Annotated in this window: 20 protein-coding genes; 9 read left to right on the top strand and 11 right to left on the bottom strand. The window is 57.1% G+C overall.

Annotated elements, in window-relative coordinates:
* Positions 1-10: 10 nt before the first annotated feature.
* The 4 genes from BMZ67_RS12730 to BMZ67_RS12745 are packed head-to-tail and all read right to left on the bottom strand — an operon-like array spanning position 11 to position 3,586.
* Positions 11-772 (bottom strand): YciK family oxidoreductase, encoded by a 762-nt coding sequence (locus tag BMZ67_RS12730; protein ID WP_092023171.1) that lies wholly within the window; start codon positions 770-772, stop codon positions 11-13.
* A gap of 41 nt (positions 773-813) precedes the next feature.
* Positions 814-1,488, bottom strand: a complete 675-nt coding sequence (locus BMZ67_RS12735) for an HAD family hydrolase (protein ID WP_092023173.1) — start codon at positions 1,486-1,488, stop codon at positions 814-816.
* On the bottom strand, positions 1,485-2,204 hold the full coding sequence (gene ubiG, locus BMZ67_RS12740; protein ID WP_092023175.1) for a bifunctional 2-polyprenyl-6-hydroxyphenol methylase/3-demethylubiquinol 3-O-methyltransferase UbiG: 720 nt from the start codon (positions 2,202-2,204) through the stop codon (positions 1,485-1,487). Before ubiG ends, BMZ67_RS12735 begins: the two co-directional genes overlap by 4 nt.
* A gap of 32 nt (positions 2,205-2,236) precedes the next feature.
* Positions 2,237-3,586 (bottom strand): TRZ/ATZ family hydrolase, encoded by a 1,350-nt coding sequence (locus BMZ67_RS12745; protein WP_092023177.1) that lies wholly within the window; start codon positions 3,584-3,586, stop codon positions 2,237-2,239.
* A gap of 142 nt (positions 3,587-3,728) precedes the next feature.
* On the opposite strand from BMZ67_RS12745, the gene mtnA reads away from it, so the two are divergent.
* Positions 3,729-4,811 carry an S-methyl-5-thioribose-1-phosphate isomerase gene (gene mtnA, locus BMZ67_RS12750; RefSeq protein WP_092023179.1) on the top strand — a complete coding sequence of 361 codons (1,083 nt, stop codon included), beginning with the start codon at positions 3,729-3,731 and terminating at the stop codon, positions 4,809-4,811.
* 8 nt (positions 4,812-4,819) lie between these two features.
* Here the strand turns inward: mtnA and BMZ67_RS12755 are convergent, their stop codons facing one another.
* The 4 genes from BMZ67_RS12755 to BMZ67_RS12770 form a co-directional block, all read right to left on the bottom strand.
* Positions 4,820-5,593, bottom strand: a complete 774-nt coding sequence (locus tag BMZ67_RS12755) for a RodZ family helix-turn-helix domain-containing protein (RefSeq protein WP_092023181.1) — start codon at positions 5,591-5,593, stop codon at positions 4,820-4,822.
* A 14-nt stretch (positions 5,594-5,607) separates the two neighbouring features.
* Positions 5,608-7,776 (bottom strand): carboxy terminal-processing peptidase, encoded by a 2,169-nt coding sequence (locus BMZ67_RS12760; RefSeq protein WP_092023183.1) that lies wholly within the window; start codon positions 7,774-7,776, stop codon positions 5,608-5,610.
* Positions 7,777-8,135: 359 nt separating this feature from the next.
* Positions 8,136-10,286: a 3-hydroxyacyl-CoA dehydrogenase NAD-binding domain-containing protein gene (locus BMZ67_RS12765; RefSeq protein WP_092023185.1), complete on the bottom strand. Its 2,151-nt coding sequence runs from the start codon at positions 10,284-10,286 to the stop codon at positions 8,136-8,138.
* Positions 10,287-10,310: 24 nt separating this feature from the next.
* Complete coding sequence (locus tag BMZ67_RS12770; RefSeq protein WP_092023186.1) at positions 10,311-11,519, bottom strand: acetyl-CoA C-acetyltransferase; 1,209 nt, start codon at positions 11,517-11,519, stop codon at positions 10,311-10,313.
* A gap of 226 nt (positions 11,520-11,745) precedes the next feature.
* Here BMZ67_RS12770 and BMZ67_RS12775 point away from each other — a divergent pair, with 226 nt between their 5' ends.
* Entirely contained in the window at positions 11,746-12,009 is a 264-nt protein-coding gene (locus tag BMZ67_RS12775; RefSeq protein WP_092023188.1) for a late competence development ComFB family protein, read from the top strand.
* A 6-nt stretch (positions 12,010-12,015) separates the two neighbouring features.
* Here the strand turns inward: BMZ67_RS12775 and BMZ67_RS12780 are convergent, their stop codons facing one another.
* Positions 12,016-14,472, bottom strand: coding sequence for a DUF349 domain-containing protein (locus BMZ67_RS12780; protein WP_092023190.1), 2,457 nt, complete (start codon positions 14,470-14,472; stop codon positions 12,016-12,018).
* Positions 14,473-14,650: 178 nt separating this feature from the next.
* Here BMZ67_RS12780 and BMZ67_RS12785 point away from each other — a divergent pair, with 178 nt between their 5' ends.
* Positions 14,651-15,127 carry a regulatory protein RecX gene (locus tag BMZ67_RS12785; RefSeq protein ID WP_092023297.1) on the top strand — a complete coding sequence of 159 codons (477 nt, stop codon included), beginning with the start codon at positions 14,651-14,653 and terminating at the stop codon, positions 15,125-15,127.
* Between the two features lie 48 nt (positions 15,128-15,175).
* On the opposite strand, the gene mltF is transcribed toward BMZ67_RS12785, so the two are convergent.
* Positions 15,176-16,684 (bottom strand): membrane-bound lytic murein transglycosylase MltF, encoded by a 1,509-nt coding sequence (gene mltF, locus BMZ67_RS12790; RefSeq protein WP_092023192.1) that lies wholly within the window; start codon positions 16,682-16,684, stop codon positions 15,176-15,178.
* Between the two features lie 530 nt (positions 16,685-17,214).
* Here mltF and purL point away from each other — a divergent pair.
* Both purL and BMZ67_RS12800 read left to right on the top strand, forming a co-directional pair.
* On the top strand, positions 17,215-21,120 hold the full coding sequence (gene purL, locus BMZ67_RS12795; protein WP_092023194.1) for a phosphoribosylformylglycinamidine synthase: 3,906 nt from the start codon (positions 17,215-17,217) through the stop codon (positions 21,118-21,120).
* Between the two features lie 512 nt (positions 21,121-21,632).
* Positions 21,633-21,944, top strand: coding sequence for a YqfO family protein (locus BMZ67_RS12800; RefSeq protein ID WP_092023196.1), 312 nt, complete (start codon positions 21,633-21,635; stop codon positions 21,942-21,944).
* 5 nt (positions 21,945-21,949) lie between these two features.
* Here the strand turns inward: BMZ67_RS12800 and BMZ67_RS12805 are convergent, their stop codons facing one another.
* Entirely contained in the window at positions 21,950-22,501 is a 552-nt protein-coding gene (locus tag BMZ67_RS12805) for an NUDIX hydrolase (RefSeq protein WP_092023198.1), read from the bottom strand.
* 95 nt (positions 22,502-22,596) lie between these two features.
* On the opposite strand from BMZ67_RS12805, the gene BMZ67_RS12810 reads away from it, so the two are divergent.
* Genes BMZ67_RS12810 through purT form a run of 4 tightly spaced genes read left to right on the top strand, consistent with a single transcriptional unit; the run spans position 22,597 to position 25,154 of the window.
* Positions 22,597-23,181: an NUDIX hydrolase gene (locus BMZ67_RS12810; protein ID WP_092023200.1), complete on the top strand. Its 585-nt coding sequence runs from the start codon at positions 22,597-22,599 to the stop codon at positions 23,179-23,181.
* Positions 23,182-23,192: 11 nt separating this feature from the next.
* Positions 23,193-23,720 (top strand): gamma carbonic anhydrase family protein, encoded by a 528-nt coding sequence (locus BMZ67_RS12815; protein ID WP_092023202.1) that lies wholly within the window; start codon positions 23,193-23,195, stop codon positions 23,718-23,720.
* A gap of 1 nt (position 23,721) precedes the next feature.
* Complete coding sequence (locus BMZ67_RS12820) at positions 23,722-23,904, top strand: DUF1289 domain-containing protein (protein WP_092023204.1); 183 nt, start codon at positions 23,722-23,724, stop codon at positions 23,902-23,904.
* Positions 23,905-23,957: 53 nt separating this feature from the next.
* Complete coding sequence (purT, locus tag BMZ67_RS12825; RefSeq protein ID WP_092023206.1) at positions 23,958-25,154, top strand: formate-dependent phosphoribosylglycinamide formyltransferase; 1,197 nt, start codon at positions 23,958-23,960, stop codon at positions 25,152-25,154.
* Positions 25,155-25,590: the final 436 nt, after the last annotated feature.

The raw sequence follows: 25,590 nt of genomic DNA on the forward strand, positions 1-25,590 counted from the left end.
AACGCGCCCCTTACTTGGCCTGGGGTTTAGGCTGAGCGTCCAGTTGCTGACCGTTAATGTCAGCACTGTCGGGCCCCATCAGGTACAGATAAATGGGCATCAGCTCTTCCGGGGCCGGGTTCTGCATCGGGTTTTCGGCAGGGTAGGCGTGGGACCGCATGTTAGTGCGTGTCGCGCCGGGGTTGAGGCTGTTGACCCGGATGTTGTGGCGCTCATCATCAAGCTCGTCAGCCAGCAGCTGGCTGAGGCCTTCAATCGCAAACTTCGAAACCGCGTAAGCGCCCCAGTAGGCCTTGGCCCGACGACCAACGCCGGATGAAGTGAAGATGACGGAAGCACCATCGGACTTGCGCAGCAACGGGATCAGAGCGCGGCTAAGCAGGAAGGGCGCGGTGGCATTGACCTGCATGACCCTGTTCCAGGTTTCCGGATCATAAAGTTCAACGGGGCTGCGAGCACCCAGGATAGCCGCATTATGGAGGATGCCATCGAGGCGACCAAAGGTCTCTTCAATGGTCATGGCCATTTCCTCGTACTCCTTGACCGCAGCACCTTCCAGGTTCATGGGAACAATGGCGGGCTGCGGATAACCGGCAGCTTCGATTTCGTCGTAAAGCTCTTCTAGCTTGGCCGTGGTGCGGCCCAGCAGGATTACCGTGGCACCGTGTGCAGCATAGGTAAGCGCTGCGGTGCGGCCAATGCCGCTGCCGGCACCAGTCACCAGGATTACACGATCTTTCAGCAAATCGGCCGGTGCTTGGTAGTCTTGCATAGAAACTCTCCGGTTTGGGGAATACATCAAGGTTCTGAAAATCAGCGGTATTGTATCAGGTTTGTCAGGTCGCTGACGGTTTCGGCGACCTGGTCGGCACGCCAGTGCTCGACCTCATCGGGGTGCTCAATGTAGCCGTAACGTACCGCAATGGTTGACATTCCGGCATTGCGCCCCGCCTCAATGTCACGGACATGATCGCCTACGTAGATACCGCTGGTGGGGTCTACGCCGATCTGCTTGCAGGCCAGCAACAAGGATTCGGGATGCGGTTTGCGTTGCGACACATGGTCCGGACAGATCACGGCTGCGCAGCGTGTGTCCAGGGCCAGGGCGGTGAGCAGGGGCGCTGTGAAGCGTTCCGGCTTATTGGTGACAATGCCCCAGGGGATGGTTTGCTGGTCAAGCCAGTCGAGCAGTTCGGCTATACCCGGGAACAGCACGGTTTCTTCGGCCACGCCAGTTTCATAGAGATCGAGAAACGCGGTGTGGCGGTCCAGGTAATCACTGTCTTCCGGCGTCAGGCCAAAACCGACCTCAATCATGGCACGGGCCCCGTTGGAAACGGATCGTCGAATCTGCTCCGCTGGCAGGGCACTCATGCCGTGCTGATGGCGCAGCAGATTCAGGCAGCGAATAAAATCCGGCGCCGTATCAATCAGCGTGCCGTCCAGGTCAAAAAGGACTGTGGATGGTCTTGGGGAGCTGTTTGTCACGCTTCGTCCCGCCCGTCTACGGCGTGCATCATGTAGTTAACGTCAACGTCCCGGCCGAGGCGGTACACCTTGGTGACGGGGTTGTAGGTCATACCGGTGAGGTCACGAATTTCCAGGTCCGCGTGGCGCAGGTAGTCGGACATCTCTGAGGGGCGGATGAACTTTTTCCACTCGTGGGTGCCCTTCGGCAACATACCCAGCACATACTCCGCACCAACGATGGCAAACAGGAACGACTTGGGGTTGCGGTTGATGGTGGATACAAACAGGTGTCCACCAGGCTTCAACAGGGCCGCGCAGGCTTTGATCACCGACGACGGATCTGGAACGTGCTCCAGCATCTCCAGGCAGGTGACCACGTCGTACTGACCGGCATGCTCCGGGTCAGCGGCCAGCGCCTCGACGGTGGTCTGTCGGTAATCTACTTTGATGCCGCTTTCCAGCCCATGGAGCTTGGCGACAGACAGGGGCGCTTCGCCCATGTCGATACCGGTGACGTGCGCGCCGCGTTGGGCCATACCTTCGGACACCAGGCCGCCACCGCAGCCTACATCGAGTACCCGTTTGCCAGCCAGCGAGGCCTTTTCATCGATGTAGTTCAGCCGGAGGGGGTTAATTTCATGCAACGGCTTGAATTCGCTGGTCGGGTCCCACCAGCGACTGGCCAGGGCCTCAAACTTGGCGACTTCGTTCTGGTCTACGTTTTGATTGGTCATAGGTCATTTCCAAATGGGATAAGGCGAACCGGTCAGTCGGCGCTTTGCGCCGCTGGTTGGCGAATCTGTTCGGCCCAACCTTGAACTTTCAGAACCAGGTCAGGAACATCAATGCGGGTCAGGCAGCCATCCTGGACCTGGGGCACTCCACCAATCCAGCTGTGGCTGACTTGCCGGCTATGGCAGCTGTAAACCAAGTGGGATGCCGGGTCATACACCGGCTGCAGGAATGGGTCACTCAGATCCACTGCAATAATATCGGCCAGCTTTCCGGCTTCCAGAGAGCCAAGTTCATGGGCGCGTCCCAGGGCGCGGGCTCCGTTTATGGTCGCCATTTCGAGTGCTTCGTGGGCTGACAGCGCAGCGGCGTCTTCGGCAACCACCTTTGCGACCATCGCGGCGGTTTTGAGCTCGCCAAGCAGGTCCAGGTCGTTATTGCTGGCGGCGCCGTCGGTTCCGATGGCGACATTGACGCCCGCCTTCAACAAACGGTCAACCGGGCACAGGCCGCTGGCCAGTTTGAGATTGGATTCCGGACAATGGATGACATGGGTGCCGCTTTGCTGAAACAGGTCAATATCCGTCTCGTCGATCTGGGTCATGTGTACGCATTGGGTCGCCGGGCCCAGCAGCCCCAGGTCAGCCAGTCGTTGGCTTGGTCGTTTCCCGGTCTTTTCCAGGGCTTCGGCGACTTCGAAGGCGGTTTCATGGAGATGAATCTGGATGGGGGCACCGGTTTGGCTGGCGAGGTCTCGAATCTGCTCAAGAGGGCCATCGGAAACCGTGTAGGGCGCATGTGGGCCAATGCCTACGGTGACAAAGGTGTCTCCCTTCCATTGTTCGATCAGGGCCTGGCCCTTGCTCAGGTACTCGTCCGGGCCGGAAGCCCACATGGTGGGAAAATCGAGGACAGGGAAGCAGACCTGAGCGCGAATGCCGATGTCGTGAGCCACCTGAGCGGCCACCTCCGGGAAAAAGTACATGTCGGAAAAGGTGGTGGTGCCCGTGCGCAGCATCTCGGCAATGGCGAGGCGGGTACCGTCGACCGTAAATGCGTCGCTGACGTACTTGCCTTCGGCCGGCCAGATGTGGTCGTTAAGCCAGGTCATCAAGGGCAAGTCATCGGCCATTCCCCGAAACAGCGACATCGCAGCGTGGCCGTGCATGTTGATCAGGCCGGGCAGCACTACATGGCGGTCGAGATTGACAGACTCGCGGGAACGAAAGCGTTGGTCGGCTTCCTGTTGGGGCAGTACGGCAACGATTTTGTCGCCCTGAACCAAGACGGCATGGTCCTCAAGTACGGTCCGGGCGGGCTCGATCGGAATCACCCAGCGGGCGTTGATACGAAGGTCCGCTGCCACTATGGTTTCTGCTGTCATGGGTTCCCTTAATGTGGTGCCTTGGCAATGTGCCGGAAAGTATAACGAGCGGCAGGTACTGTCACCACCCTGAGGCCGACAAAACGGATATACTGACGCACTTTCTGTCTGACGCATTTCTTTCTATAGCGGAGTTACTTCGATGATTGACCCCTCCTCAATTTCACCGGATTCTGCGACCCAGCGGACCATCGGTACGGTAGCCATCCGGTGGCATGGCCATCAACTGGAGTTGCTGGATCAGCGCCTTCTGCCAGAGGAGGAGCGTTGGTTGGCGATGACGGATGCGACCGGCGTGGCGGACTGTATTCGCGACATGGTGGTCCGGGGGGCGCCCGCGATTGGCATCAGTGCGGCTTATGGTGTGGCGTTAGCGGCTCGTTCGTTGATGGAGGAAACGTGGCGGGAAGCTCTGGCAGAGGCTGTTGCCGTGCTGGCGGCATCCCGGCCAACTGCAGTGAACCTTTTTTGGGCGCTCAGGCGAATGGAAACGGTAGCGGGAAGCTGTGAAACCCTGGTCGAGGCCCAGCAGCGACTGACCGAAGCCGCTGAAGCCATTCATGCCGAAGATTTGGCAGCGAATCTGGCGATGGCAGACCATGCGTTGTCCGTGATGGATGAAGACAAGCCGTTCTCCGTGTTGACCCATTGCAACACCGGCGCCTTGGCGACGGGAGGGTATGGCACGGCGCTCGGCGTTATACGCAGGCTGCATGAAACCGGCCGTTTGGAGCGGGTGTACGCGGATGAAACCCGTCCCTGGCTCCAGGGAAGCCGGTTGACCGCCTGGGAACTCAGCAGGGAGGGGGTCCCGGTGACTCTGAATGCGGATGGCGCCGCGGCCTGGATTATGGCGCAGGGGAGTGTGCGCTGGGTGATCGTCGGGGCTGACCGAATTACCGCAAATGGGGATGTTGCGAACAAGATCGGCACCTATAGCCTGGCTGTTCTGGCCCGCCACCACGGTATTCGCTTCATGGTTGTGGCGCCGTCGAGCACGGTCGATATGACCTTGGCGTCTGGCACTGAAATTCCGATTGAAGAGCGGGAAGGAACCGAGGTCAAACAGATCCGTGGGGCTGTTTTGGCGCCTGAGTCGGTCGATGTGTTCAACCCGGTGTTTGATGTGACCCCGGCGTCCCTGATTGATGCCATTGTGACGGAGCAGGGGGTTATTGAGCAGCCGGACGCAGAACGGATGGCGAAGGTATTCCTTCCGGGCTGAGTTGACCGTTAGCCGGATTTCTTCTGTGTGTTGGAATCCGGCTCGTCAGCCTGTGCTTTCAAGGCCTGCAATTCGGTCTTGAGCTGTTCGATCTCAAGCTCTTGCTGTTCAATGAAGTGCAGCGACATCTCAAAACTTCTGCGGGTAAAGTCGAGAACCTTGCGGAAGCCTTCATCCGACAAGTTACGGGCGTCATCGTGACGCCGGAAAATATTGATGAACTCCCGTTCGCGTTCGAACTGCAGCGGCAGACGGCCCACACCCCAGTTGTTCAGTACCTGCCAAACCTCGGGGTTGTAGTTCCGCGCGGTGCGCAGGATAAACGGAATCGGGTCGTTTCTGGCCACCAGCGCTGCGAGGCGCAGAATCAGTTCGAACGACAGGGTAGAGGTACCATCCTCGATCGCTTCGAGGATGGATTTGTCTTGCAGGTTGAGAGCGTCGCTCATCTCAGACAGCGTCAGCCCTAGCACCTGGCGAATGTCGCTTAGGGATTTGCCGGCCGCCAGCATGACCCGCAGCTGATCCTGGGACTTCATCAACGCTCGCCCCACTTTCAGGGAGGCATCGGTTGAGCGTGAGGCAAAACGCATAGCCGAGCCCGTCAGGCCCGCTATGCGATCCATCAGTGACGATTCGCGATCATCATCCTTACCACGTTGGCCGGCTGTCGACTCGCCATCGTTGAGATTCTGGACCTGATCCATGAATGCCATGGCGTGCATGGCATCCATCATCATGTCCTGCAAAGCCCTGGCGCGCTGGCTGTCGTCTTTGGCCATTCGGTCGCCCTGACTCAGTTGGCTTGGGCGGCGATGGCTCTCTGGGTCTCGATAGACGCCATGCGCCGGTCAAGTTCGAGCATATCAGCCATGATGTAACCACCTTCCCGTACGATGAAGTCCAGCGCTTCGTCCTGATTGTCCGGATCGGCGGCCTGCAGGTCCTGCCAGTCTTCCAGCTCTTCCAGTGTTGCGAACGGCACTTCGCCACGAATCTCCCGGCGGGCATTGGCAATGGCCAGACGGGTGTTCTCGATGCGCTGTTGTTCCTCCTGGCGAACATCAGCGTTCAGGCTGACCGACGTCTGCTGACGCTGCTCTTCCAGGAAGTCGATTTCCTGCTGCAGCAGCTGGAACTCGGGGTTGCTGGCGAACCGGTGATCGTGGTTATCGCGCAACTGGTCGATGATGCTGCTGAAGTCGTAGTAACGGGTATGAGGAACGGCCTCAATCTGATCCCAGGGCAGGGCATGCTCAAGGGCATCCTCGCCGATCCGGGTATTGTCGACCCGGGATGGAATCACGATATCCGGCATGACGCCTTTATGCTGGGTGGAGCCACCGGAAACCCGGTAAAACTTGGATTGAGTGATCTTGAGCTGGCCGTGGTTCAACGGCCGTACGGCCTGAACGGTGCCTTTGCCGAAGGTCTGAGCGCCCACCACCAGGCCGCGACCATAGTCCTGGATGGCGCCGGCAAAGATTTCCGATGCGGACGCGCTCATCCGGTTCACCATGACCACCAGTGGGCCATCGTAGGCCACGGAGGGATCCTGGTCGGTGAGCACCTGAACTTCGTTGGTGGCGTTGCGGATCTGAACGGTGGGGCCCTCGTCAATAAACAGGCCCACCAGGTCATTGGCTTCATGAAGCGCGCCGCCGCCATTGTTGCGGAGGTCCACCACCAGACCGTCAATGCCTTGCTGTTCGAGTTCGTCGATCAGTCTCCGTACGTCGCGGGTGGTGCTCTTGTAGTTCGGGTCGCCCTGCTGCATGGCCCGGAAATCCGCATAGAAGGTCGGAATGGTGACCACGCCGATGCGGTAGTTGCCGTTATCCCGTTCCAACTCGATCACTTCGCTGCTGGCGCTCTGTTCTTCCAGCTTGACCTGATCCCGCTTGATGGCAATCGTGCGGGTGACCGACTCGTCGGTGGCGTTTGCCGGGATAACTTCCAGCGTGACCACGGACTCACGAGGCCCGCGAATCAGGTCGACGACCTCATCCAGCCGCCAGCCGATGACGTTGATCGGAGTGTCCTGATCTTCCTGGGTCACCGAAACAATGCGGTCTGCCGGTTGCAACTGACCCTGCCGTGAGGCCGGGCCACCGGGAACCAGACGAACCACCTTGGTGTATTCGTTATCCGATTGCAGGACGGCGCCAATGCCCTCAAGGGACAGGCTCATGTTGATGTTGAAGTTTTCTGAGGTGCGCGGCGAGAAATACGATGTATGCGGGTCCCAGATGCTGGTGAACGCATTCATGTAAGCCTGGAAAGCGTCTTCACTGCGCACTTGGCTGGCCCGGTTCAGCTGGCTTTCGTAGCGGCGGTGCAGGGTGTCTTCAATGGCATCGTCATCCTTACCATTGAGACGTTGGGCCAGCACCGCGTTCTTGATGCGGCGTACCCAGAGGGCGTCAAGTTCTTCCTGGTTGGCTGCCCACTCAGTGTCAGAGCGGTCGAGCAGTAAAGTCTCGTTGCCAGTGAAGTCCATTTGATCCAGGCCGCCGTCGATGACGGACAGGGCAAACTCCAGTCGCTCGATGATTCGCTGCTGGACCGTGTTGTAGATATCGAAACCGGGCTGCAGCTGACCGGTTTTAAGGGCCGAGCCGAGGCGTTGGCGTAACGGGGCAAACGTTGCCAGGTCTTCCTGGGTGAGATAAACCCGTTGCCCGTCGAGGTAGTCCAGGTAAACGTCAAAGACTTCGCTGGATAGCTCATCGTCAATGGTCAGGTCGCGGAAGTGGGTAAACTGCAGTTGCCTGGCAATCAGGATATTGGCCCGAGCCTGGTCAACCGTCGGTGCGACCGGGTTGTAGGGGGCCTCCCGGTCGATGGCCGCTTGCAACGCCAGGGGGCTGACCATCAGGGCGACCGCGATGGCGCGCCCAAGCGTACTGAACCGTCCTGTGCGGTCACCGCGTGCAGTAAATCTGAATCGTTCCGCAATGTTCATAATTATCATTACCTGAAGCTGTGTTTAGAGCCCCGGCCGCCGAATGGTGAAGGCCAAAGTGCCTGGGGGTCACGCCAGATAGACCAGAAACGTCTGAATGGGCCCAGATCTGTGCCGGCCCGAAGGATGGGCGGACGGATAAGACGGGGCCAATTCAGAGACTCCCGCTTTCGTTTCATTGTAGGCAAGCGGTAGTTGCGTTGCCACAGTTCGCTGGTGTCGCAATGTGACAATATGTCCATCATATGGTCAGTTGCAACGGATTGTTATCAGCCACTTACAGCAGAGATTGGGGCAGAGGGGGAGAACTCAAGGGAAAGAAGCCCGAAAAGGAAGGTGTTCCTTTTCGGGCCATAGGCTTATGCGAACGGTGTGTTTGATTCAGCTTTGGCCAGCAGCAGCGCTGGTGGGGTGAAGCGGCTACCGTACTGTTCGGCCAGCTCCGTAGCGCGGGCCGTAAATTCCCGCACACCGTACTGGTTGATGAACTGAATGGCGCCACCGGTCCAGGGCGCGAAACCAATACCGAAAATACTGCCGATGTTGGCGTCTTCGACGGAGCGGAGAACGTCTTCTTCCAGACAGCGAACGGTCTCAATGGCCTGGATGAACAGAATGCGGTCCTTCAGATCCTGAAGCTGCGCCTGCGTGGCCTTCTCCCGGTCGACGAAGAGTGACTCGAGTTCCGGCCACAGGTATTTCTTGCCCTGTTGCGGGTATTCATAGAACCCGGCGCCCGCGGCCTTGCCTTTGCGATCCTGGGTGTTGACCATCTGGTCAATCACCGCTTCCGCCGGATGGGGAGCCCAGGTGCCTCCCGCCGCTTCCGTGTCTTTCCGGCTCTGAGCACGGATATGCTGCATCAGGGTCAGGCTGACCTCATCTGAAATCGCCAATGGGCCGACCGGCATGCCAGCCAGGACTCCGGCGTTCTCGATGCTGGACGGGTGGATGCCCTCAGCCAGCATGGCAATCCCTTCGTTAACGAAGGTGCCGAATACGCGGGAGGTAAAGAAGCCACGGCTGTCGTTGACCACAATGGGGATTTTGCCAATCTGCAGTACGTAGTCGAAGGCACGGGCAAGGGTTTCATCGGAGGTCTTTTCACCAACGATGATTTCCACCAGTTGCATCTTGTCCACCGGGGAGAAGAAGTGCAGGCCGATGAAGTTTTCCGGTCTGCCGGATGCTTCCGCCAGTTGGGAGATGGGGATGGTGGATGTGTTGGACGCAAAAATGCCGTTGTTGACCAGCTTTGGCTCGGCCTCCTGGGTGACCCTGGCTTTAAGCGCACTGTCCTCGAACACAGCCTCAATGATCAGGTCGCAGCCGGCGAGGTCGTCAGCGGAGTCGGTCGCGGTGATGCGGTTGAGTACCGCCTCTTTCTGTTCCTCGGTCATTCGTTTGCGGCTGACCTTTTTGCCCAGCAACATGTCCGAGTAGCCTTTGCCCTTTTCCGCGTTCTCAACGGACACGTCTTTCAGGACCACGTCAATGCCGCGGCTTGCGGTGGAATAGGCAATGCCAGCCCCCATCATGCCCGCGCCGAGTACGCCCACTTTAGTGAATGTTTCTCTGGCGACGCCTTCGGGACGGCTGCCACCGGCCTTGATGGCGTTAAGCTGGAACCAGAAGGTTCCGGTCATGTTCTTGGCGACCTGGCCGACCACCAATTCAGTAAAGTAGCGGGTTTCGATCAGACTGCCGTTGTCAAAGTCCACCTGGCAGCCTTCAACGGTGGCAGACAGGATACGCTCAGGTGCCGGGTAGCAGCCTTTGGTTTTCTGCTTAAGCATGGCCGGTACTATGGCCAGCTTTTGTGCCATCGCCGGGTGGTGAGGGGCTCCGCCCGGAAGTTTGAAGCCTTTTTTGTCCCATGGCTGCTGACAGCTCGGATTGGCATCGATAAAGGCTTTTGCTTTGCTGATCAGCTCATCCCCAGAGCTGGCAAGCTCGTCCACGATGCCCGCCTTCAGGGCGGCTTTTGGGTTCACTTTCTTGCCTTCCATCAGGTAGGGGAAAGCGGCCTCCAGACCAATCATCCGGGGCAGGCGCTGGGTGCCGCCCCCGCCAGGCAACAGGCCCAGGGTGACTTCAGGCAGGCCAAGCTGGATTTTGTCATCATCAAGCACCACCCGGTGATGGCAGGCAAGACAAAGCTCAAGGCCGCCGCCAAGGGCCGTGCCGTTAATGGCGGCGACAACCGGCTTGCCGCTGGTCTCAAGCTTGCGCATGGCGCTTTTCAGGCCGTTGACCATATCTTCAAACGCCTGTGCGTCGGCACGGGTAACTTTGTGAAGTTCGTTGAGGTCGCCGCCGGCGAAAAAGGTTTTCTTGGCGGATGCGATGATGATGCCTCGAATTTTGTCGAGGTCGGCAAGCACTTTGGTGGTGGTGTCATCCAGAGCGTCCCGGAACACCGAGTTCATGGTGTTGGCGGACTGTCCCGGCATGTCGATGGTCAGGGTGAGGGTCTGGTCGGCACCCAGTTCATAGCGAATAGCACTCATAATCTGTTCTCCTCAGGTGTCGGCTCAGCAGCGCTCGATGATTGTAGCGATTCCCATACCACCGCCTACGCACAGGGTGGCAAGGCCGTAGCGCAGCTCGCGGCGCTCCAGTTCGTCGAGCAGGGTGCCCAGAATCATGGCGCCGGTGGCGCCCAATGGGTGGCCTAACGCGATGGAGCCCCCGTTTACATTGACTTTGTCATCTGGCACCGACAGTTCCTTCTGAAAGCGCATGACCACTGAGGCAAAAGCTTCGTTCACTTCGAACAGATCAATCTGGTCAACCGTCAGGCCAGCTTTTTCCAGTGCCTTGCGGGCCGCCGGAGCCGGGCCGGTGAGCATGATGGTCGGGTCCGTGCTGGTTACTGCGGTCGCAACGATGCGAGCTCGGGGAGTCAGTCCCAGCGCTTTGCCCTTGGCCTCGCTGCCAATCAGCATGGCCGTGGCACCATCCACAATGCCCGAGGAATTGCCGGCATGGTGGACGTGGTTGATCTTCTCAACGTAGTGGTATTTTTCCCGGGCGACTCCGTCAAAGCCCATTTCACCCATCATCTGGAACGAGGGTTTTAGCTGGCTGAGGGATTCCAGGGTGGTATTGCCCCGGACATGCTCATCGCGGTCGAGAATGGTGACCCCATTCTGGTCCTGGACCGGAACGATGGAGCGGTTGAAATAACCTTTTTCCCAGGCATTGGCCGCTTTTTTCTGAGAGTTGACAGCAAACTGGTCAACATCTTCCCTGCTGAAGCCTTCCAGGGTTGCAATCAGGTCGGCGCCAATACCCTGCGGCATAAAGCCGGTGTGCAGGTTGGTGGCAGGGTCCATGGCCCAGGCGCCGCCATCGGACCCCATGGGAACCCGGGACATCGCTTCAACACCACCAGCGACCACGAGGTCTTCCCAGCCCGAACGTACTTTCATAGCCGCCAGGTTAACGGCTTCAAGGCCGGAGGCGCAGAAACGGTTCAGCGTTACGCCGGCAACGACTTCATCCCAGTCTGCCGCCAGTGCGGCGGTTTTAGCGATATCGGCACCCTGGTCACCTACAGCCGTTACGCAACCCATCACAATGTCGTCCACCTGGGCGGTATCCAGGTTGTTCCGTTCCTGCAGTGCCTTTAGCACAGTGGTCATCAGGGTTATGGGTTTAACGCTGTGCAGGGCGCCGTCTTTTTTGCCGCGGCCTCTTGGGGTGCGCACTGCATCGAAGATATAGGCCTCAGTGCTCATGGTCTGTCCTCAGAGTTGGTTGTTGTTGACCACTTACCTTAGCCTGTCGTTCCCGTTACGGGTAATGACGCTCGCTGCCAATTCAATTGGCGAAAGCGCTCATGACAATTGTCCGGACCACAACTATGGTGTTAGTGGATCCCCTGGGCGATAGGTGTCCGCGCCCAGATTCGGGTGCATGCATTCAGTCAGGTGGTGTTGGTGTTTCAGTAGAGTGGAGGTGTGAATGTCGTTACGGGATGCAATCGACAACTTTTACGAGGGGCTTGTCGCTGAAGCGGTGGAGCTCAGTCGTGAGCAGGGCGATGGCGAGGATTTCCTGGCAGATGTCATGTGTGTGGCGCTGAATCGTTTGCCTTCCAGGTACTACCGTTTTGCCATTGATATGCGGTTCTACCTGGCCGACCAGGAACTGCTGGAAATGAAAGAAAAAGCCCGGGTCGCAGTTACAGAAGCCCGGGCCTTTGTTGGTTCCCACAACAGGGATTGATGTGGGTTAGCGAAGGGTCGCCGTCAGGGCCTGTTTCAGGCGGGTCGCCATTTCAGGCTGGCGATCGCTGTGGTCGAGGCCAAGGCACCAATACGCCACCAGGGATTCCAGCTGGTCCGCGTGGTTGCTTTCAGTCTGTCCCCCACCAAGTCCGTCGGACAGGCGTTTGACCTGGATTTCCATGCGCAGGGCCTGGTCTTGGTCCGGGGAAGGTACTTCCGAAAGAATTTCCGCGCGGATAACCAGTTCCCGTGCCGACAAGGTGTCCAGAGCGCTGGATCGACGTGCCCACGCTTCCGGCGCAGACAGCTCTGCCGGGTTGTCCTGGCTGGCGTCGATATAGTGGTGCCAGCTGGCAATGCGGTCCGCAAGGGCCTGCTGTTCTTTCAGGGATTTCAGACGGGCACGTTCGCTGCTCAACCGCTCCGACATTGGTCGCGACAGCCGTTGGCCTGCGACAGTGTCCAGGGTTTTCAGGGCTTCCGCGATTGCGGCGGCACTGGCCTGGGTAGCATTAACCTCGGCAGTTTGACCGAGAACCTCCTCCAGATGCTTGTCGGCGGCCTCAGTTTGCTGTTGCTGGGTTGAACGCTCTGCGTCTCTTCGTTCGAAGATGCGGTCGCAGGCGGAGCGGAAGGCTTTCCACAACTTGCGGTCTTCGCGGTGGCGAGTAATGCCAACGGCTTGCCACTCACCCTGCAGGGCTTTCGCCTGGTTCATGGCCTCTGCTAGGGGCTCAAGTTCAACCAAGGCTTCGGCGCGTTCGATAATCGCCTGTTTAAGTGCCTCGTTCTTCTCACGCTCGGCATTCAGCGGTGCTTCCAGTCGTTTGAGGAGGCTGTCGAATCGCTTCTGTACGGAACGGTTATCCCGAAACTCTACGGGCCATGCGGCTTTCCACTCGTCCCGTGCAGTCCTCAGGATCTGGTCGACGGCTTTCCAGTCGGCGTCGGAAAGATCGGAGTTGGTGACAAAGTTGTCCAGTTCGTCACAGATCAGGCCTCGTTTATCAAGGTTGCTCTGCTTAAGGTCCGACTTGGCGGAGAAGTAGGCTTTGCAGGGCTCATAGGCGGCATCAGACGCTTTCTTGAATCGGTCCCAGAGGGTTCTGTCAGATGACCCGCCCAGCTTCCGCCACTCTGTCTGGAGTTCCTTGATGCGTTCCGCCTTGGCTTCCGGCTCCATGGGCTGCTCGGCAAGGTATTCCATCTGCTCGCAAAGTGCCTGTTGCTTGGGGCTGGTTGCAAAACCCTGCCAGTCATTGAGGTCATGCAACTGACCTGCGAGTAGCTGCAGACGGGCCTGGAGCGAACGGGCGTGGCGCTTGTCCAGGTTTTTTTGCGTTTGTTGGGCTTTCTTGAACAGCTGGCGGGATTCTTTGAGCTGGCGTGACTCCAGCGCCTGCTCAAGCTGGTCGAGAATATCCGCGAGTGCTTTTGCACGCTGTTTCTGTTGTTCGTCATCGCCACTGCGTTCGACACGCGGAGATACGGTTTTCAGCAGTGAACTCAGACGTTGCAGCGGCTCTGGGTTGGCGAAGCCGGTCGGCCAGTCAATGTCAGCCACCAATGCCTGCGCCCCTGTCTTTTGGTCAGGTTTCAGCGCATCGTCCTCAACCTGCTCCAGCAATGCCTGTAGCGATTCTCCGGCGGCACTATAGCGGCGAACAGCACCGAGGAATGATTTCAGATTCTGCATGCTGGCTTCGTATTGCTTCTGCTCGGATTTTTGAACCTGAGTGTCCCGGGTAGCCTCAAGCCAGCGGTTTTCCTGGGTCTTTTGGAGGGCGTCGAGAGCAGAGAGGGAGGGGAGGGCAGTCGTCGCCGCGGTACGCAGGTCGTCGAGGGTGGTATTAAGCAGTTCGATGGTGCTGATGCGTTGCTGGGCTTGGTCGGCATGGCGCTGCTGGTCGGCTGCCTCGGCGGCCAAGGCGGCGATGCGTTCCCGGCATCCGTGACAGGCCTGCAGGAAAGCCGCTGCCTGTTCCGGGGTGGCCTCGGGTTCAAGTGGCTGCCACTGTTGGAGGAGTGCCTCAAAGCGGGGTTCATAGAGGTTGGTGTCTTCACTCCTGGCCTGGTCCTCGGCCTGGCGAATCAGTGTCTGGAGTCGCTCCTGGAGCTGATTCTGCTCCGTTTCCTGTTGTTTGATCTGCTGGAGCTTGTGGCGTACCAGTTGGTAAACCCCTTTGTCCTTTCCTTTTGCCGCTTTCTGGATGCGGTTCAGGGCTTCCCGGTCTGCAATGTCAGTGGCGGCCCGCTGGCGTATGTCTGAAGTGACCCCTTCGATAGCCAGCGTTTCGAGCTGTTGAAGGGTTGGCTGGGCATTGAGGATTGCGTCCTGTTCCGTTTTCAGGTCGCCCTGATTGTCCCTGGGCTGTGCCACCGGGCTAGGGGTTACCTGTTTCGGTGCAGGTGCCTGAGTGGCCTTACGGGTTTTGAACAGTTTCCGGATGAATGCAGCCATGAACGTATCCTTCAGTATTGAAACCAGGTCCTGGTATCCGGCACAGTGGCCGTCACCACACATCGGTCAACCGATAACACCGGTGACCGGGCAGAGGTTGGGCAAAGCGCAGGTTCAACCGGCTTCGCCTTGAGGGAGCATAGTCTAGCGTTTGGATGGCACCAGCGGGAAGAGTCAATTGGTAAGAGAACGTCACAACGAAGATCCGGAACATCGAGCGAAGTCGGCGGCATTGCGATTGCTTGCCAGGCGAGAGCACAGTCGCTTTGAGCTGACACTTAAGCTTCGGCAGCGAAAGCTGGAGTCACCCGTTATTGAGTCGGTACTGGACGAGTTTGAGTCTGAGGGCTGGTTAAGCGATGAGCGGTTTGCCGAGGTCTATACTCGAAGTCGGGTTGATCAGGGTTACGGCCCCCTGAGAATTCGGGCGGAATTGCAACAAAAAGGAATTCGCTTTATTCCGGAGAGCCTTTCTGAAATACCTGAAAGCCAATGGCTGGAGATGGCCCTGGCCATGAGAGCCCGAAAGTACGGGTTGAGTGATCTGAGCGAAGACTGGCCTGCGCGGGCAAAGCAGGCCCGCTTCCTGAGTCAGCGGGGATTCAGCGCGGATCAGGTTGAACAGGCACTGTTGCAAAGTAGAGAGAGCGAATAACTTCAGGGAGCCCAAGGGCACCCCCAAACTGCTTCCAGGGTTACCGAGTTACAGGGTTGGAGGCGTCATGCCTAGATCCCGGGGTAGCGATGCTCGTTCCTCGGTAGCCAGTGTCTGCTCGGCCAACGGGTCGTCGGTGAGCGCGGGAAGGTCTTGGCTGGCCACCTGTTCAGTGGCCTGGGCTGGGTCTTTCATCCACGCCAGAACGTCGTAATAGCGGCGGATATTCTGCACGTAGATGACTGGCTCATGGCCGCGGGCGTAGCCGAAACGGGTTTTTGAGTACCATTCCTTTTGAGCCAGCAGCGGCAGGAATTCCTTTACGTCCATCCAGCGGTCCGGGTTCCTGCCGGCGGCCTCTGTGAGTTTGCGGGCGTCTTCCAGGTGACCAAAACCGACGTTATAGGATGCCAGCGCAAACCAGGTACGGTCCGGCTCCTGAATGCGCTCGGGAATCCGGTCGTACACCATGCTGAAATAACGGGCACCGCCGTCAACGCTCTGTTCTGGGTCAAGACGGTTGTCGATACCGACGTAGTCTGCGGTGTTCCTGGTCAGCATCATCATGCCGCGAACACCTGTCGGCGACACTGCATTGGGGCGCCAGTGGGATTCCTGGTATCCAATCGCTGCCAGCAGGCGCCAGTCCAGTTCGTTTTCCTGGGCATAGTCACGGAACAGGCTTTCATAACGGGGCAGGCGGTTGCGGACGTGGTGAACAAACGTGCGTGCGCCGACATAGTTCAGGCGGTCCAGGTGCCCGTAATAACGCTCCTTGAGCTGGGCGAGGGTGCCATCGGTTTCGAGTACGCTGAAAAATCCCTGTGCAGCCTCGTAGAGCGATGCGTCCTGTTCGGCAGGCAGAAGCCAAGCCAGACTTTCCGGCTCATTCAGGGTGAAGGCTTCTTTCACAGCAGGGAAGAATACGTGATTGATGGCCAGTTCGTTCGAGGCAACAATGGCTAGCTGGAGCTCGCCGGATTCGATGCGTTCCAGCAGGCCCGCGGCATCCAGTTCAGGGTGCTGTTGCCAGGTTAAATCTGGATAGTCCGCCTTAAGCTCGTTGAGGTACCGGGCATGGTTGCTGTTGGCAATCACATGAATAGGGGTATCGACCAGATCGCCAATGCTTTGTGGTTTGGGCAGGTCACGGTTGTAGATGACAACGGACTGGGACTTCAGGCCGATGGGAACGGCACGGAAACGGTCGGTGTAGTCCGGGCTATCGGTCAGTCCTGCCAAACCAATATGGGCATAATTACGGTCAAGAACCGACAAGATCTCAGTATTGTCGTCGGCAACCCGTACCCTTAACTCTACGCCAAGTGAATCGGCAAATCGTTTGGCGAGCTCATATTCGAACCCGGTCGGGCCGTCCCTGTCTTCGTAATAGATTGACGGAGCGTTACGGGTGATAACATGAAGCACACCCTCGGAGCGGATCTCTTCAAGTGTAGAAGGTCTGGAGCAACCGCTGGCCAACGCAACAACGCTGGCGATTGCCAGCAAGCAAGCACCTGTTCGGAAGTGTTTCAGTTGTGGCATAAGAGTCATCATCGCCAAATCCTTAGTCTCCCGTACGGCATTTCCGAGGGTTCAACACGCCAGTCTGAATCGCTTTTTCCTTTTTTTACAAAAGCTTGGCTTGTCGAGTGAGCTCTAGAAGAACGCGGGGTAAACTGTCCATGTCCACCGAAATGATCTCGCAAGTCCGTGAGCCAGGTCAATCTTGCTGTTCGAAAACTATGCAAAACTATGTCAACTGTATATTCCTTAAACAGTTAGTTCTGTGGCTTCCCTGACCACAATTACCTGTCTGTATAGCCCTTGTTACAGGTATAGCTCATTTTTGTTGGGCGGAACCATAATCGGGAGATCGGTCCAACGGGTCTATAGGCCATTTTGCTAGTGCGGGGCCGGACTGGTGGAAATCCACAGGTCGTTTGGGGTGTTAGTCGGAGTTTCGTCTCTGTATCCCCACGTCGCTTTCCAGTATCATTGCGCCCGTTCAGATCAAAGCGGTCCCGGTGACGTTTGCCAACCAGGACGTTCCTGATTCCCAGATTAGCGTGATACAGGTTTAGACCATGCTGGAACTTCGCGGCGCTCCTGCGCTCTCGCCTTTCCGTTCTCAGAAACTGCTTGCCCAAATTCAGGCCATCGCGCCAGAGGTGGAGCATGTTTACGCTGAGTTCATGCACTTTTGCGATATGGACGACGCCCTGTCGCCGACGGAGCAACAGGTCCTTGACCGATTGCTCACCTACGGCCCCAGTGTGCCGGCAGAACAGCCTGAAGGCATCCTCTTCCTGGTCGTTCCCCGCCCGGGTACCTTATCACCATGGTCCAGTAAGGCCACGGATATTGCCCGCAATTGCGGTCTGAAGCAGATTCGTCGCATTGAGCGGGGTACTGCGTACTATGTGACGGCGTCCGAGAAACTTGGGTTGGACCGTCGCGAGCAGATTGCCGCGTTGCTTCATGACCGGATGACCCAGAAAGTTTTCCACGAGACGGGCGGTGCCGAGTTGTTGTTCAACCGGGAAGAGCCAAGACCGCTGAATGCCGTGGCCATTCTGTCCGGTGGCCGTAAGGCGCTGGAAGAGGCCAATCATACCCTTGGTCTGGCCTTGGCCGACGATGAGATTGATTACCTGGTCAGCGCGTTCCAGGGCCTCGAACGAGACCCGACTGACGTCGAGTTGATGATGTTTGCCCAGGCGAACTCCGAGCATTGCCGCCACAAGATTTTCAATGCGTCCTGGGATATTGATGGTGAAGCCCAGGAAAAATCGTTGTTTGCGATGATTCGTAACACTTTCGAGATGAACAGCGAAGGTGTGCTCTCGGCGTACAAAGATAACGCGTCTGTAATTGAAGGCAGTCGAGGTGGGCGGTTCTTCCCGAACCCGGAAACCGGGGTCTACGAATATAATGAGGAAGATATTCATATCCTCATGAAGGTTGAGACCCATAACCACCCGACGGCCATTTCGCCATTTGCCGGCTCGGCGACGGGCTCCGGCGGAGAAATCCGTGATGAGGGCGCAACCGGCCGTGGTTCCAAGCCAAAAGCCGGCCTGACTGGCTTTACCGTGTCCAACCTCAATATTCCGGGGGATGAGCAGCCCTGGGAAGGTGGCTATGGTAAGCCTGAGCGGATTGCCTCTGCCCTCGACATCATGATTGAGGGGCCGATTGGTGGTGCTGCATTCAACAACGAATTTGGTCGTCCCAACCTGGCGGGCTATTTCCGGACGTTCGAAGAAAGCGTAGCCGGACCGGCTGGTGATGAGGTGCGGGGATACCACAAACCGATCATGATTGCTGGCGGTTTGGGGAACATTCGCCCCGAGCATGTTGAAAAGGGCAGCATTCCCGTCGGAGCCAAGCTGATCGTGCTGGGCGGCCCGTCCATGTTGATCGGCCTGGGGGGCGGCGCTGCGTCGTCCATGGATTCTGGGTCCAGCCATGAAAACCTGGATTTTGCGTCTGTACAGCGTGATAACCCAGAAATGGAGCGCCGCTGCCAGGAAGTGATCGACCGCTGCTGGCAGATGGGTAACAGCAACCCGATTTGTTTCATCCACGACGTAGGGGCCGGTGGTCTGTCAAACGCCATGCCTGAACTCGTCAAGGATGGTGGTCGAGGTGGTAAGTTCGAGTTGCGGGACATTCCCAACGACGAACCCGGCATGTCACCGCTGGAAATCTGGTGTAACGAGTCCCAGGAACGCTACGTTATGGCGGTCGCGCCGGAGAACCTGGAGCGCTTTGACGAGATTTGCCGCCGTGAGCGTTGCCCTTATGCGGTCATCGGCGAAGCCACCGAGGAAATGCACCTCGAACTGGCGGACTCCTACTTCAATGACAGTGCCGTCGATCTGCCGATGGACGTGCTGTTTGGCAAGCCGCCGAAGATGCATCGCAGCGTTGCACGTTCGTCTTTCACCAAGCCGATCTTTGATAGTTCTCAGATCGACCTGAACGACGCGATCCGGCGGGTTCTGCGTTTGCCATCGGTTGGTAGCAAGAGCTTCCTGATCACCATTGGCGACCGTACCATCACCGGTCTGGTTGCCCGGGATCAGATGGTTGGACCGTGGCAGGTGCCGGTGAGTGATGTGGCCGTGACCGCCACCTCGTTTGATGTCCATACCGGTGAGGCGATGGCCATGGGCGAGCGGACACCGGTGGCTACCATCGATGCGCCGGCCTCTGGTCGTATGGCGGTGGGTGAGGTGATTACCAACCTCGCAGCGGCATCCATTGAAAAGCTGTCCAACATCCGCCTCTCTGCCAACTGGATGGCCGCAGCCGGCCACCCCGGCGAAGATGAAAATCTTTATGAAACCGTGAAAGCGGTCGGTATGGAGCTGTGTCCGCAGCTGGGCATTACCATCCCGGTGGGCAAAGACTCCATGTCCATGAAGACCGTTTGGGAAGAGGATAATGGCGAGCAGAAGAGCGTGACTGCGCCGCTGTCTCTCGTTATCAGTGGTTTCTCTCCAGTAACGGACGTTCGCAAGACCCTGACGCCTGAGCTGCGCACTGACGCTGGCGAAACAGACCTGATCCTGGTCGACCTCGCTGCCGGCCAGAACCGCCTTGGTGGATCCGCACTTGCTCAGGTATACCGTCAAGTTGGTGCTGTTGCGCCAGACCTGGATGACCCTGAGGACATCAAGGCATTTTTCGCTGTGATTCAGGGGCTGAACGGTGACGGAAAACTGCTGTCGTACCACGATCGGTCTGATGGCGGCATGTTTGTCACCCTGGTCGAGATGGCGTTTGCCGGCCATACCGGCATCGACATCAAGCTGGACGGTCTGGCCGAACTTCCGAGCCAGTTTGCCCGGGAAATGTTTAACGAAGAACTGGGTGCGGTTATCCAGGTTCGCCGTGAAGACACCGAGTTTGTATTGCAGCAGTTCTCCGGCGCCGGATTGGGCGAGCACACGTCTGTGATTGGTACGCTCAATGATGAAGACCGTGTGCGTTTCTCCTTCGGTGGCGAAGACATCGTTGATGAAGCTCGCTCCGAACTCCAGCGCCTGTGGTCCGAGACCAGTTACCAGGTGCAATCGCTGCGCGACAATGCTGAATGCGCTCAGGAGGAGTTCGATAACATTCTTGATGTCGAGGACCCGGGCCTGAATGCGGCGCTCACCTTTGACCTGAACGATGACGTCGCTGCGCCTTACATTGCCAAAGGTGTTCGCCCACGAGTTGCGGTACTGCGGGAGCAGGGCGTTAATGGGCAGGTCGAAATGGCGGCGGCATTTGATCGCGCCGGCTTTGAGTCCGTTGACGTGCACATGAGCGACATGCTGTCAGGTCGAGTTAGCTTGGAAGGCTTCAGCGCATTTGTAGCCTGTGGCGGCTTCTCCTACGGTGACGTATTGGGAGCTGGCGAAGGTTGGGCGAAATCCATTCTGTTCAACGAGCGTGTCCGGGATCAGTTTGCTGAATTCTTCCGCCGGAACGACACCCTGGCTCTGGGAGTGTGTAACGGTTGTCAGATGCTGTCGAACCTCCATGAGTTGATTCCGGGCAGCGAAGGCTGGCCCCGCTTTGTCCGTAATCAGTCCGAGCAGTTTGAAGCTCGCCTGGTGATGGCTGAGGTAATGCCTTCCAAGTCGGCGTTCCTTGAAGGAATGGCCGGGTCCCGGATGCCCATCGCGGTCGCGCATGGCGAAGGTCGGGTTGAGTTTGGTGCCGGCGGTTCCGCCGCGCAGTTGACGGAGTCAGGACAGGTGGCCCTTCGCTACGTTGATAACCGTGGCCAGGCGACTGAGCGCTATCCGTTCAACCCGAATGGCTCGCAGGCTGGCATTACCGGTGTCACCAACGCCGATGGCCGGGTGACCATTATGATGCCTCACCCCGAGCGGGTGTTCCGCGCCGCGCAATACTCCTGGGGGCCTCAGGAGTGGTTGGAAGACGCGCCTTGGATGCGGATGTTCCGCAATGCTCGTCGGTGGTTTGACTAACCCTCAACGGGTGAACTAAAACCGGTCATGGGCTGCTTCAGATTGGAGCAGCCCATGACCGGTTTTTTTGTGGCGTGGGGTAACGAGCTGCGTTACCACCTGTATCATCGTGGCTGACTAAGGATGCTTTGCCACTGGTTCGTCGAATAATGGGAGCTTTTTTGTCAATAATCCGAGTCACGAAGTGAAATATACGTGGAATTTTCTCTTGACTATTCCTTTTTATGCACACTTACGGTGCTCAGTTGTACGAGCGATGAACAACTCTTCATTCTTTAGGCTATTTTTTGTCGTGCAATCATAACCTATTGATAATTAACGATTATAATTAGACGGCGAAATTGTCGCCAATTTGTCTAAAGCTCAGTAATGGTGGGGGCTTGGGGGGGATTCTCAAAAAGTATCCCCAGAGTTATCCACAGAAACTGTGGGTAAGTTTCTAACTGATTAATCTGAGCAAAAAATGTTCAGGCTGTTGGCCTCTGAATGCCTCTGATTGTGGAGATAGGATTGTGTATAAGTTGTGCTATTTCGTTCCTGAGAGCCATTTGGAGCAAACCAAGCGAGCTCTGTTTGAGGTGGGGGCCGGTAAGATTGGTGATTACGACGCTTGTGCCTGGCAATGCCTTGGACAAGGCCAGTTTCGGCCCTTAGACGGCAGTCAGCCGTTTATAGGTGAGCGGGGTGAGGTTCAGCTGGTCGACGAATACAAAGTTGAGCTGGTCTGTTCGGATGCCTTGATTCGCCGGGCCCTGGATGCGCTTAAGGCCGCGCACCCTTACGAGGAGCCCGCTTACGAGGTGTTCAGGCTAGAAGAGTTTTAAGGTACTTAACCGGCTTTTCGGGTGGGCTGAAAGCGGATATCGCTGACGTGCAGTGGGAAATGATCCTGCTCCCGGTCGGCGATAAAGTATTCCAGCGTCTGCCTTACGGTTGGGAATGAAATTTCATCCCACGGAATCTCGTCGATACTGAATAGCTGGCTTTCAAGGGACTCTTCGCCGGCACCGTACGATCCATTCTTCAGCGTAGCGCGATAGAACATGTGTACCTGGTCGATGTGCGGGACATGGATGACGGTATAAAGCCCTTCAATATTTACTTCCGCCAACGCTTCTTCCCAGGTTTCCCTGGCGGCGGCCTCGTTGGTTGTTTCAGAGTTTTCCATAAAACCTGCGGGAAGCGTCCAGTAGCCATAGCGGGGCTCAATCGCTCTACGGCAGAGTAGAATCTTTCCGTCCCAGACCGGGACGGTTCCCGCAACGATCCGTGGATTCTGGTAGTGTATGGTCTCGCAGTTCGGGCAGACGTACCGATGCCGATTGTCTCCCTCGGGAATTTTGTGTTCTACCGAGTGGCCGCAACTGCTGCAGTATTTCATTGAATTCCTCGTATACTTTTTACTGTGGATTCCAGTTTATCTGGCTCGCCCGGATCTGTCTCACCCTATCCGGTGTTGTTTGTTGGAGATGTGCCTTGCGTGACCTTTTGACCCGCCAATTGGCGGACTACGCACCCCGCCAATTGGCGTTGGATTATCCGGAAGCCGGGATTCTGTTGCCGGTAACCAACTCACCGGGTAACCCGGAAATCGTACTGACGCTGCGGTCATCGAATCTCTCTACTCATAGCGGCCAGGTGGCTTTTCCTGGTGGGAAGCGTGATGTGGGGGATCGCTCGCTGGCTGATACGGCGTTGAGGGAAAGTCATGAGGAGATAGGTCTGCAGCCGGAAGTGGTTGAGATTATCGCCCCGCTTAGCCAGGTCATGTCTCGTCATGGGATTCTTGTAACACCATACGTAGGGTTGATCCCGGATGAGGTGAGGCTGTTGGCAAATCCCGGTGAGATTGACAGCATTTTCAAAGTGCCTATCGATTTTTTTCTGGCTGATCAGCGTGAAAGGACCGATGCCATCACGTTTATGAATCATGTCTACCACGTGCCGTGCTATCGCTGGGACCGCTACCAGATCTGGGGGTTGTCGGCTGTGGTGCTGGTCGATTTTCTCAATGCTGTGTACGATGCCGGCATTGATTTGTTGGAACCGCCTGCCGTCTGAGGAGAATATCTATGTTGTATGAGTTGCCTGGTCGTATTCCAGAATTGCGTGGGACGGGGCAGTTTATTGCTGAAAACGCGACGGTTGTCGGGAGTGTTGTACTCGAGGCTCAGTGCAGTGTCTGGTTTAACGTGGTGATTCGGGGTGACAACGACCTGATCGTCATTGGGCCGGAAACCAACGTTCAGGATGGTTCCGTGTTGCATACCGATTCCGGTGTTCCGCTCACATTGGGGCGAGGGGTTACGGTCGGCCACAAGGCCATGCTGCATGGCTGTGAGGTGGGTGACTACTCCCTGATTGGTATTAATGCGGTGGTGCTGAACGGTGCCAAGATTGGAAAGCACTGCCTGATTGGCGCCAACACCTTGATCCCGGAAGGGATGGTGGTTCCCGATGGCTCCATGGTGATTGGCTCGCCCGGTAAAATCAAAAAGGAGCTCAGTGACGAGCACAGGAAGATGCTGGAACTCAGTGCCGCTCATTATGTGCAGAATGCGGAACGCTACCTGACTGGTTTGAAACGGGTGGAGTGTTGATATGTCGGTTGCGGAAAAAGTACGCTCACCTTGTGTAAGCGTGTGTGCGTTGGATGCCGATGATATCTGTATCGGTTGCCACCGCAGTGGTGATGAGATACTTCGCTGGACCCAGATGAACGATCACGAGCGTCGAGAGGTGCTCGAGCGGGTGGCAGAGCGGGAACGACATGCGTTGCTTTGAACTTCCCAACGCGACAGATGAACTGGTAAATCAGATTTTTTGGAGACGATAACGTGACAAATGATGCAGCGCTCAGCCTTGGAACTCCTCTGAAGGACGGTGCCTATCGGGTATTGTTGTGTGGTTCCGGTGAACTGGGTAAAGAGGTTGTCATCGAGCTTCAGCGCCTTGGCGTAGAGGTTATTGCGGTTGATCGTTATGCCGGCGCCCCGGCCATGCAGGTCGCCCATCGAAGTCACGTTATCGATATGCTCGATGCAGAAGCGCTGCGGAAAGTCATCGAATTGGAGCGCCCGAATCTGGTTGTACCTGAAATTGAGGCGATTGCGACTCCAGAGTTGGTAAAACTGGAAGAGGAAGGTTGCCGAATTGTACCCACGGCCCGTGCGGTAAACCTGACCATGAATCGCGAAGGCATTCGCCGCCTTGCGGCTGAAGAGCTGGGGGTGCCGACGTCCCCCTACCGGTTCGCGGATTCTGAGGAGGCGTTCCGTGAGGCGGTTCAGGAAATTGGTCTGCCTTTAGTGGTTAAGCCGGTGATGAGTTCCTCGGGGAAGGGGCAAAGCACTGTTCGCACCGAGCAGGATATTGAACCTGCCTGGGCGTATGCCCAGACCGGCGGGCGGGCAGGAAAGGGGCGTGTCATTGTTGAGGGTTTTGTTGATTTTGATTACGAAATTACCTTGCTGACTGTGCAGCATGCGGGTGGTACAAGTTTTTGTGACCCTATTGGACACCACCAGGAAGATGGCGACTACCGAGAGTCGTGGCAGCCTCAGCCCATGAGTGAGAAAGCACTGGCTCGTTCTCGTGAAATAGCTGCCGCGGTTACTGAGAACCTCGGTGGGTATGGTGTTTACGGGGTGGAACTGTTTATTAAAGGTGACGAGGTCTATTTCTCTGAAGTGTCGCCGCGCCCTCATGATACTGGCCTGGTTACGCTTGTTTCTCAGGATCTTTCTGAATTTGCACTTCATGCGCGAGCCATTCTCGGTTTGCCGGTTCCCGCTATCCGTCAGCTGGGGCCTTCGGCGTCTTCTGTGATTTTGCCGCAGGGGGAGTCTGGCGCGCCGAGTTACTCGGGGCTTGAAAAAGCGCTTGCGGAACCCGATGTTCAACTTAGGTTGTTTGGGAAGCCAGAATTGCAGGGTCGCCGTCGGATGGGGGTGGCGCTGGCGAAAGGAGAGAGTATAGAGCAGGCTCGTGAAAAGGCGTGCCGTTCGTCTGCTGCTATAGATGTGCATCTGTAACGCGTTTTCAGGCTTTTTTTAAATTAGTTTGAAACTCCCGTTGACAGCCTCGCTGAGGTCTGTAGAATGCGCACCACTTTCGAGGGACAAGCCGCTGAGGTGGGTTGGAAATCGAAATGCAACTGGCTGAAAGTATTGAGAATTTTGAGTTTTCGAAATCTTCAAAATCAGCGGTTGACAAGGGGTCGGGTTGCTGTAGAATGCGCGCCTCCTTGAACGAGGAAGCCGGTTGGTTTCGGCAGTTTTCGGGTCACGAAAACGACTGAAAATAAACGGTTGACAAGGTAGCGGTTCACTGTAGAATACGCGGCCTTGATTGAGCAACGGCTCAAACGCTCTTTAAAAAGTTAACTAAGTAATTCGTGTGGGCGCTGGCTGAGGTATTTCGGACATGAAATACCAAGACAGTGACTCGTCGAACATTGAGTTTTGTCTT

It is taken from the genome of Marinobacter zhejiangensis, from assembly GCF_900114775.1.
GTDB classification, from domain to species: Bacteria; Pseudomonadota; Gammaproteobacteria; order Pseudomonadales; family Oleiphilaceae; genus Marinobacter; species Marinobacter zhejiangensis.

Excerpts from the sequence above, each read along its gene's own strand:
- BMZ67_RS12775 (WP_092023188.1), top strand. The coding sequence starts at position 11,746 with ATGTCGTTACGGGATGCAATCGACAACTTTTACGAGGGGCTTGTCGCT.
- purL (WP_092023194.1), top strand. The coding sequence starts at position 17,215 with ATGCTGGAACTTCGCGGCGCTCCTGCGCTCTCGCCTTTCCGTTCTCAG.
- BMZ67_RS12755 (WP_092023181.1), bottom strand. The coding sequence starts at position 5,593 with ATGGCCAAAGACGACAGCCAGCGCGCCAGGGCTTTGCAGGACATGATG.
- mtnA (WP_092023179.1), top strand. The coding sequence starts at position 3,729 with ATGATTGACCCCTCCTCAATTTCACCGGATTCTGCGACCCAGCGGACC.
- BMZ67_RS12770 (WP_092023186.1), bottom strand. The coding sequence starts at position 11,519 with ATGAGCACTGAGGCCTATATCTTCGATGCAGTGCGCACCCCAAGAGGC.
- BMZ67_RS12805 (WP_092023198.1), bottom strand. The coding sequence starts at position 22,501 with ATGAAATACTGCAGCAGTTGCGGCCACTCGGTAGAACACAAAATTCCC.
- BMZ67_RS12815 (WP_092023202.1), top strand. The coding sequence starts at position 23,193 with ATGTTGTATGAGTTGCCTGGTCGTATTCCAGAATTGCGTGGGACGGGG.
- ubiG (WP_092023175.1), bottom strand. The coding sequence starts at position 2,204 with ATGACCAATCAAAACGTAGACCAGAACGAAGTCGCCAAGTTTGAGGCC.
- BMZ67_RS12745 (WP_092023177.1), bottom strand. The coding sequence starts at position 3,586 with ATGACAGCAGAAACCATAGTGGCAGCGGACCTTCGTATCAACGCCCGC.
- BMZ67_RS12730 (WP_092023171.1), bottom strand. The coding sequence starts at position 772 with ATGCAAGACTACCAAGCACCGGCCGATTTGCTGAAAGATCGTGTAATC.
- BMZ67_RS12780 (WP_092023190.1), bottom strand. The coding sequence starts at position 14,472 with ATGGCTGCATTCATCCGGAAACTGTTCAAAACCCGTAAGGCCACTCAG.
- BMZ67_RS12820 (WP_092023204.1), top strand. The coding sequence starts at position 23,722 with ATGTCGGTTGCGGAAAAAGTACGCTCACCTTGTGTAAGCGTGTGTGCG.
- mltF (WP_092023192.1), bottom strand. The coding sequence starts at position 16,684 with ATGATGACTCTTATGCCACAACTGAAACACTTCCGAACAGGTGCTTGC.
- BMZ67_RS12760 (WP_092023183.1), bottom strand. The coding sequence starts at position 7,776 with ATGAACATTGCGGAACGATTCAGATTTACTGCACGCGGTGACCGCACA.
- BMZ67_RS12765 (WP_092023185.1), bottom strand. The coding sequence starts at position 10,286 with ATGAGTGCTATTCGCTATGAACTGGGTGCCGACCAGACCCTCACCCTG.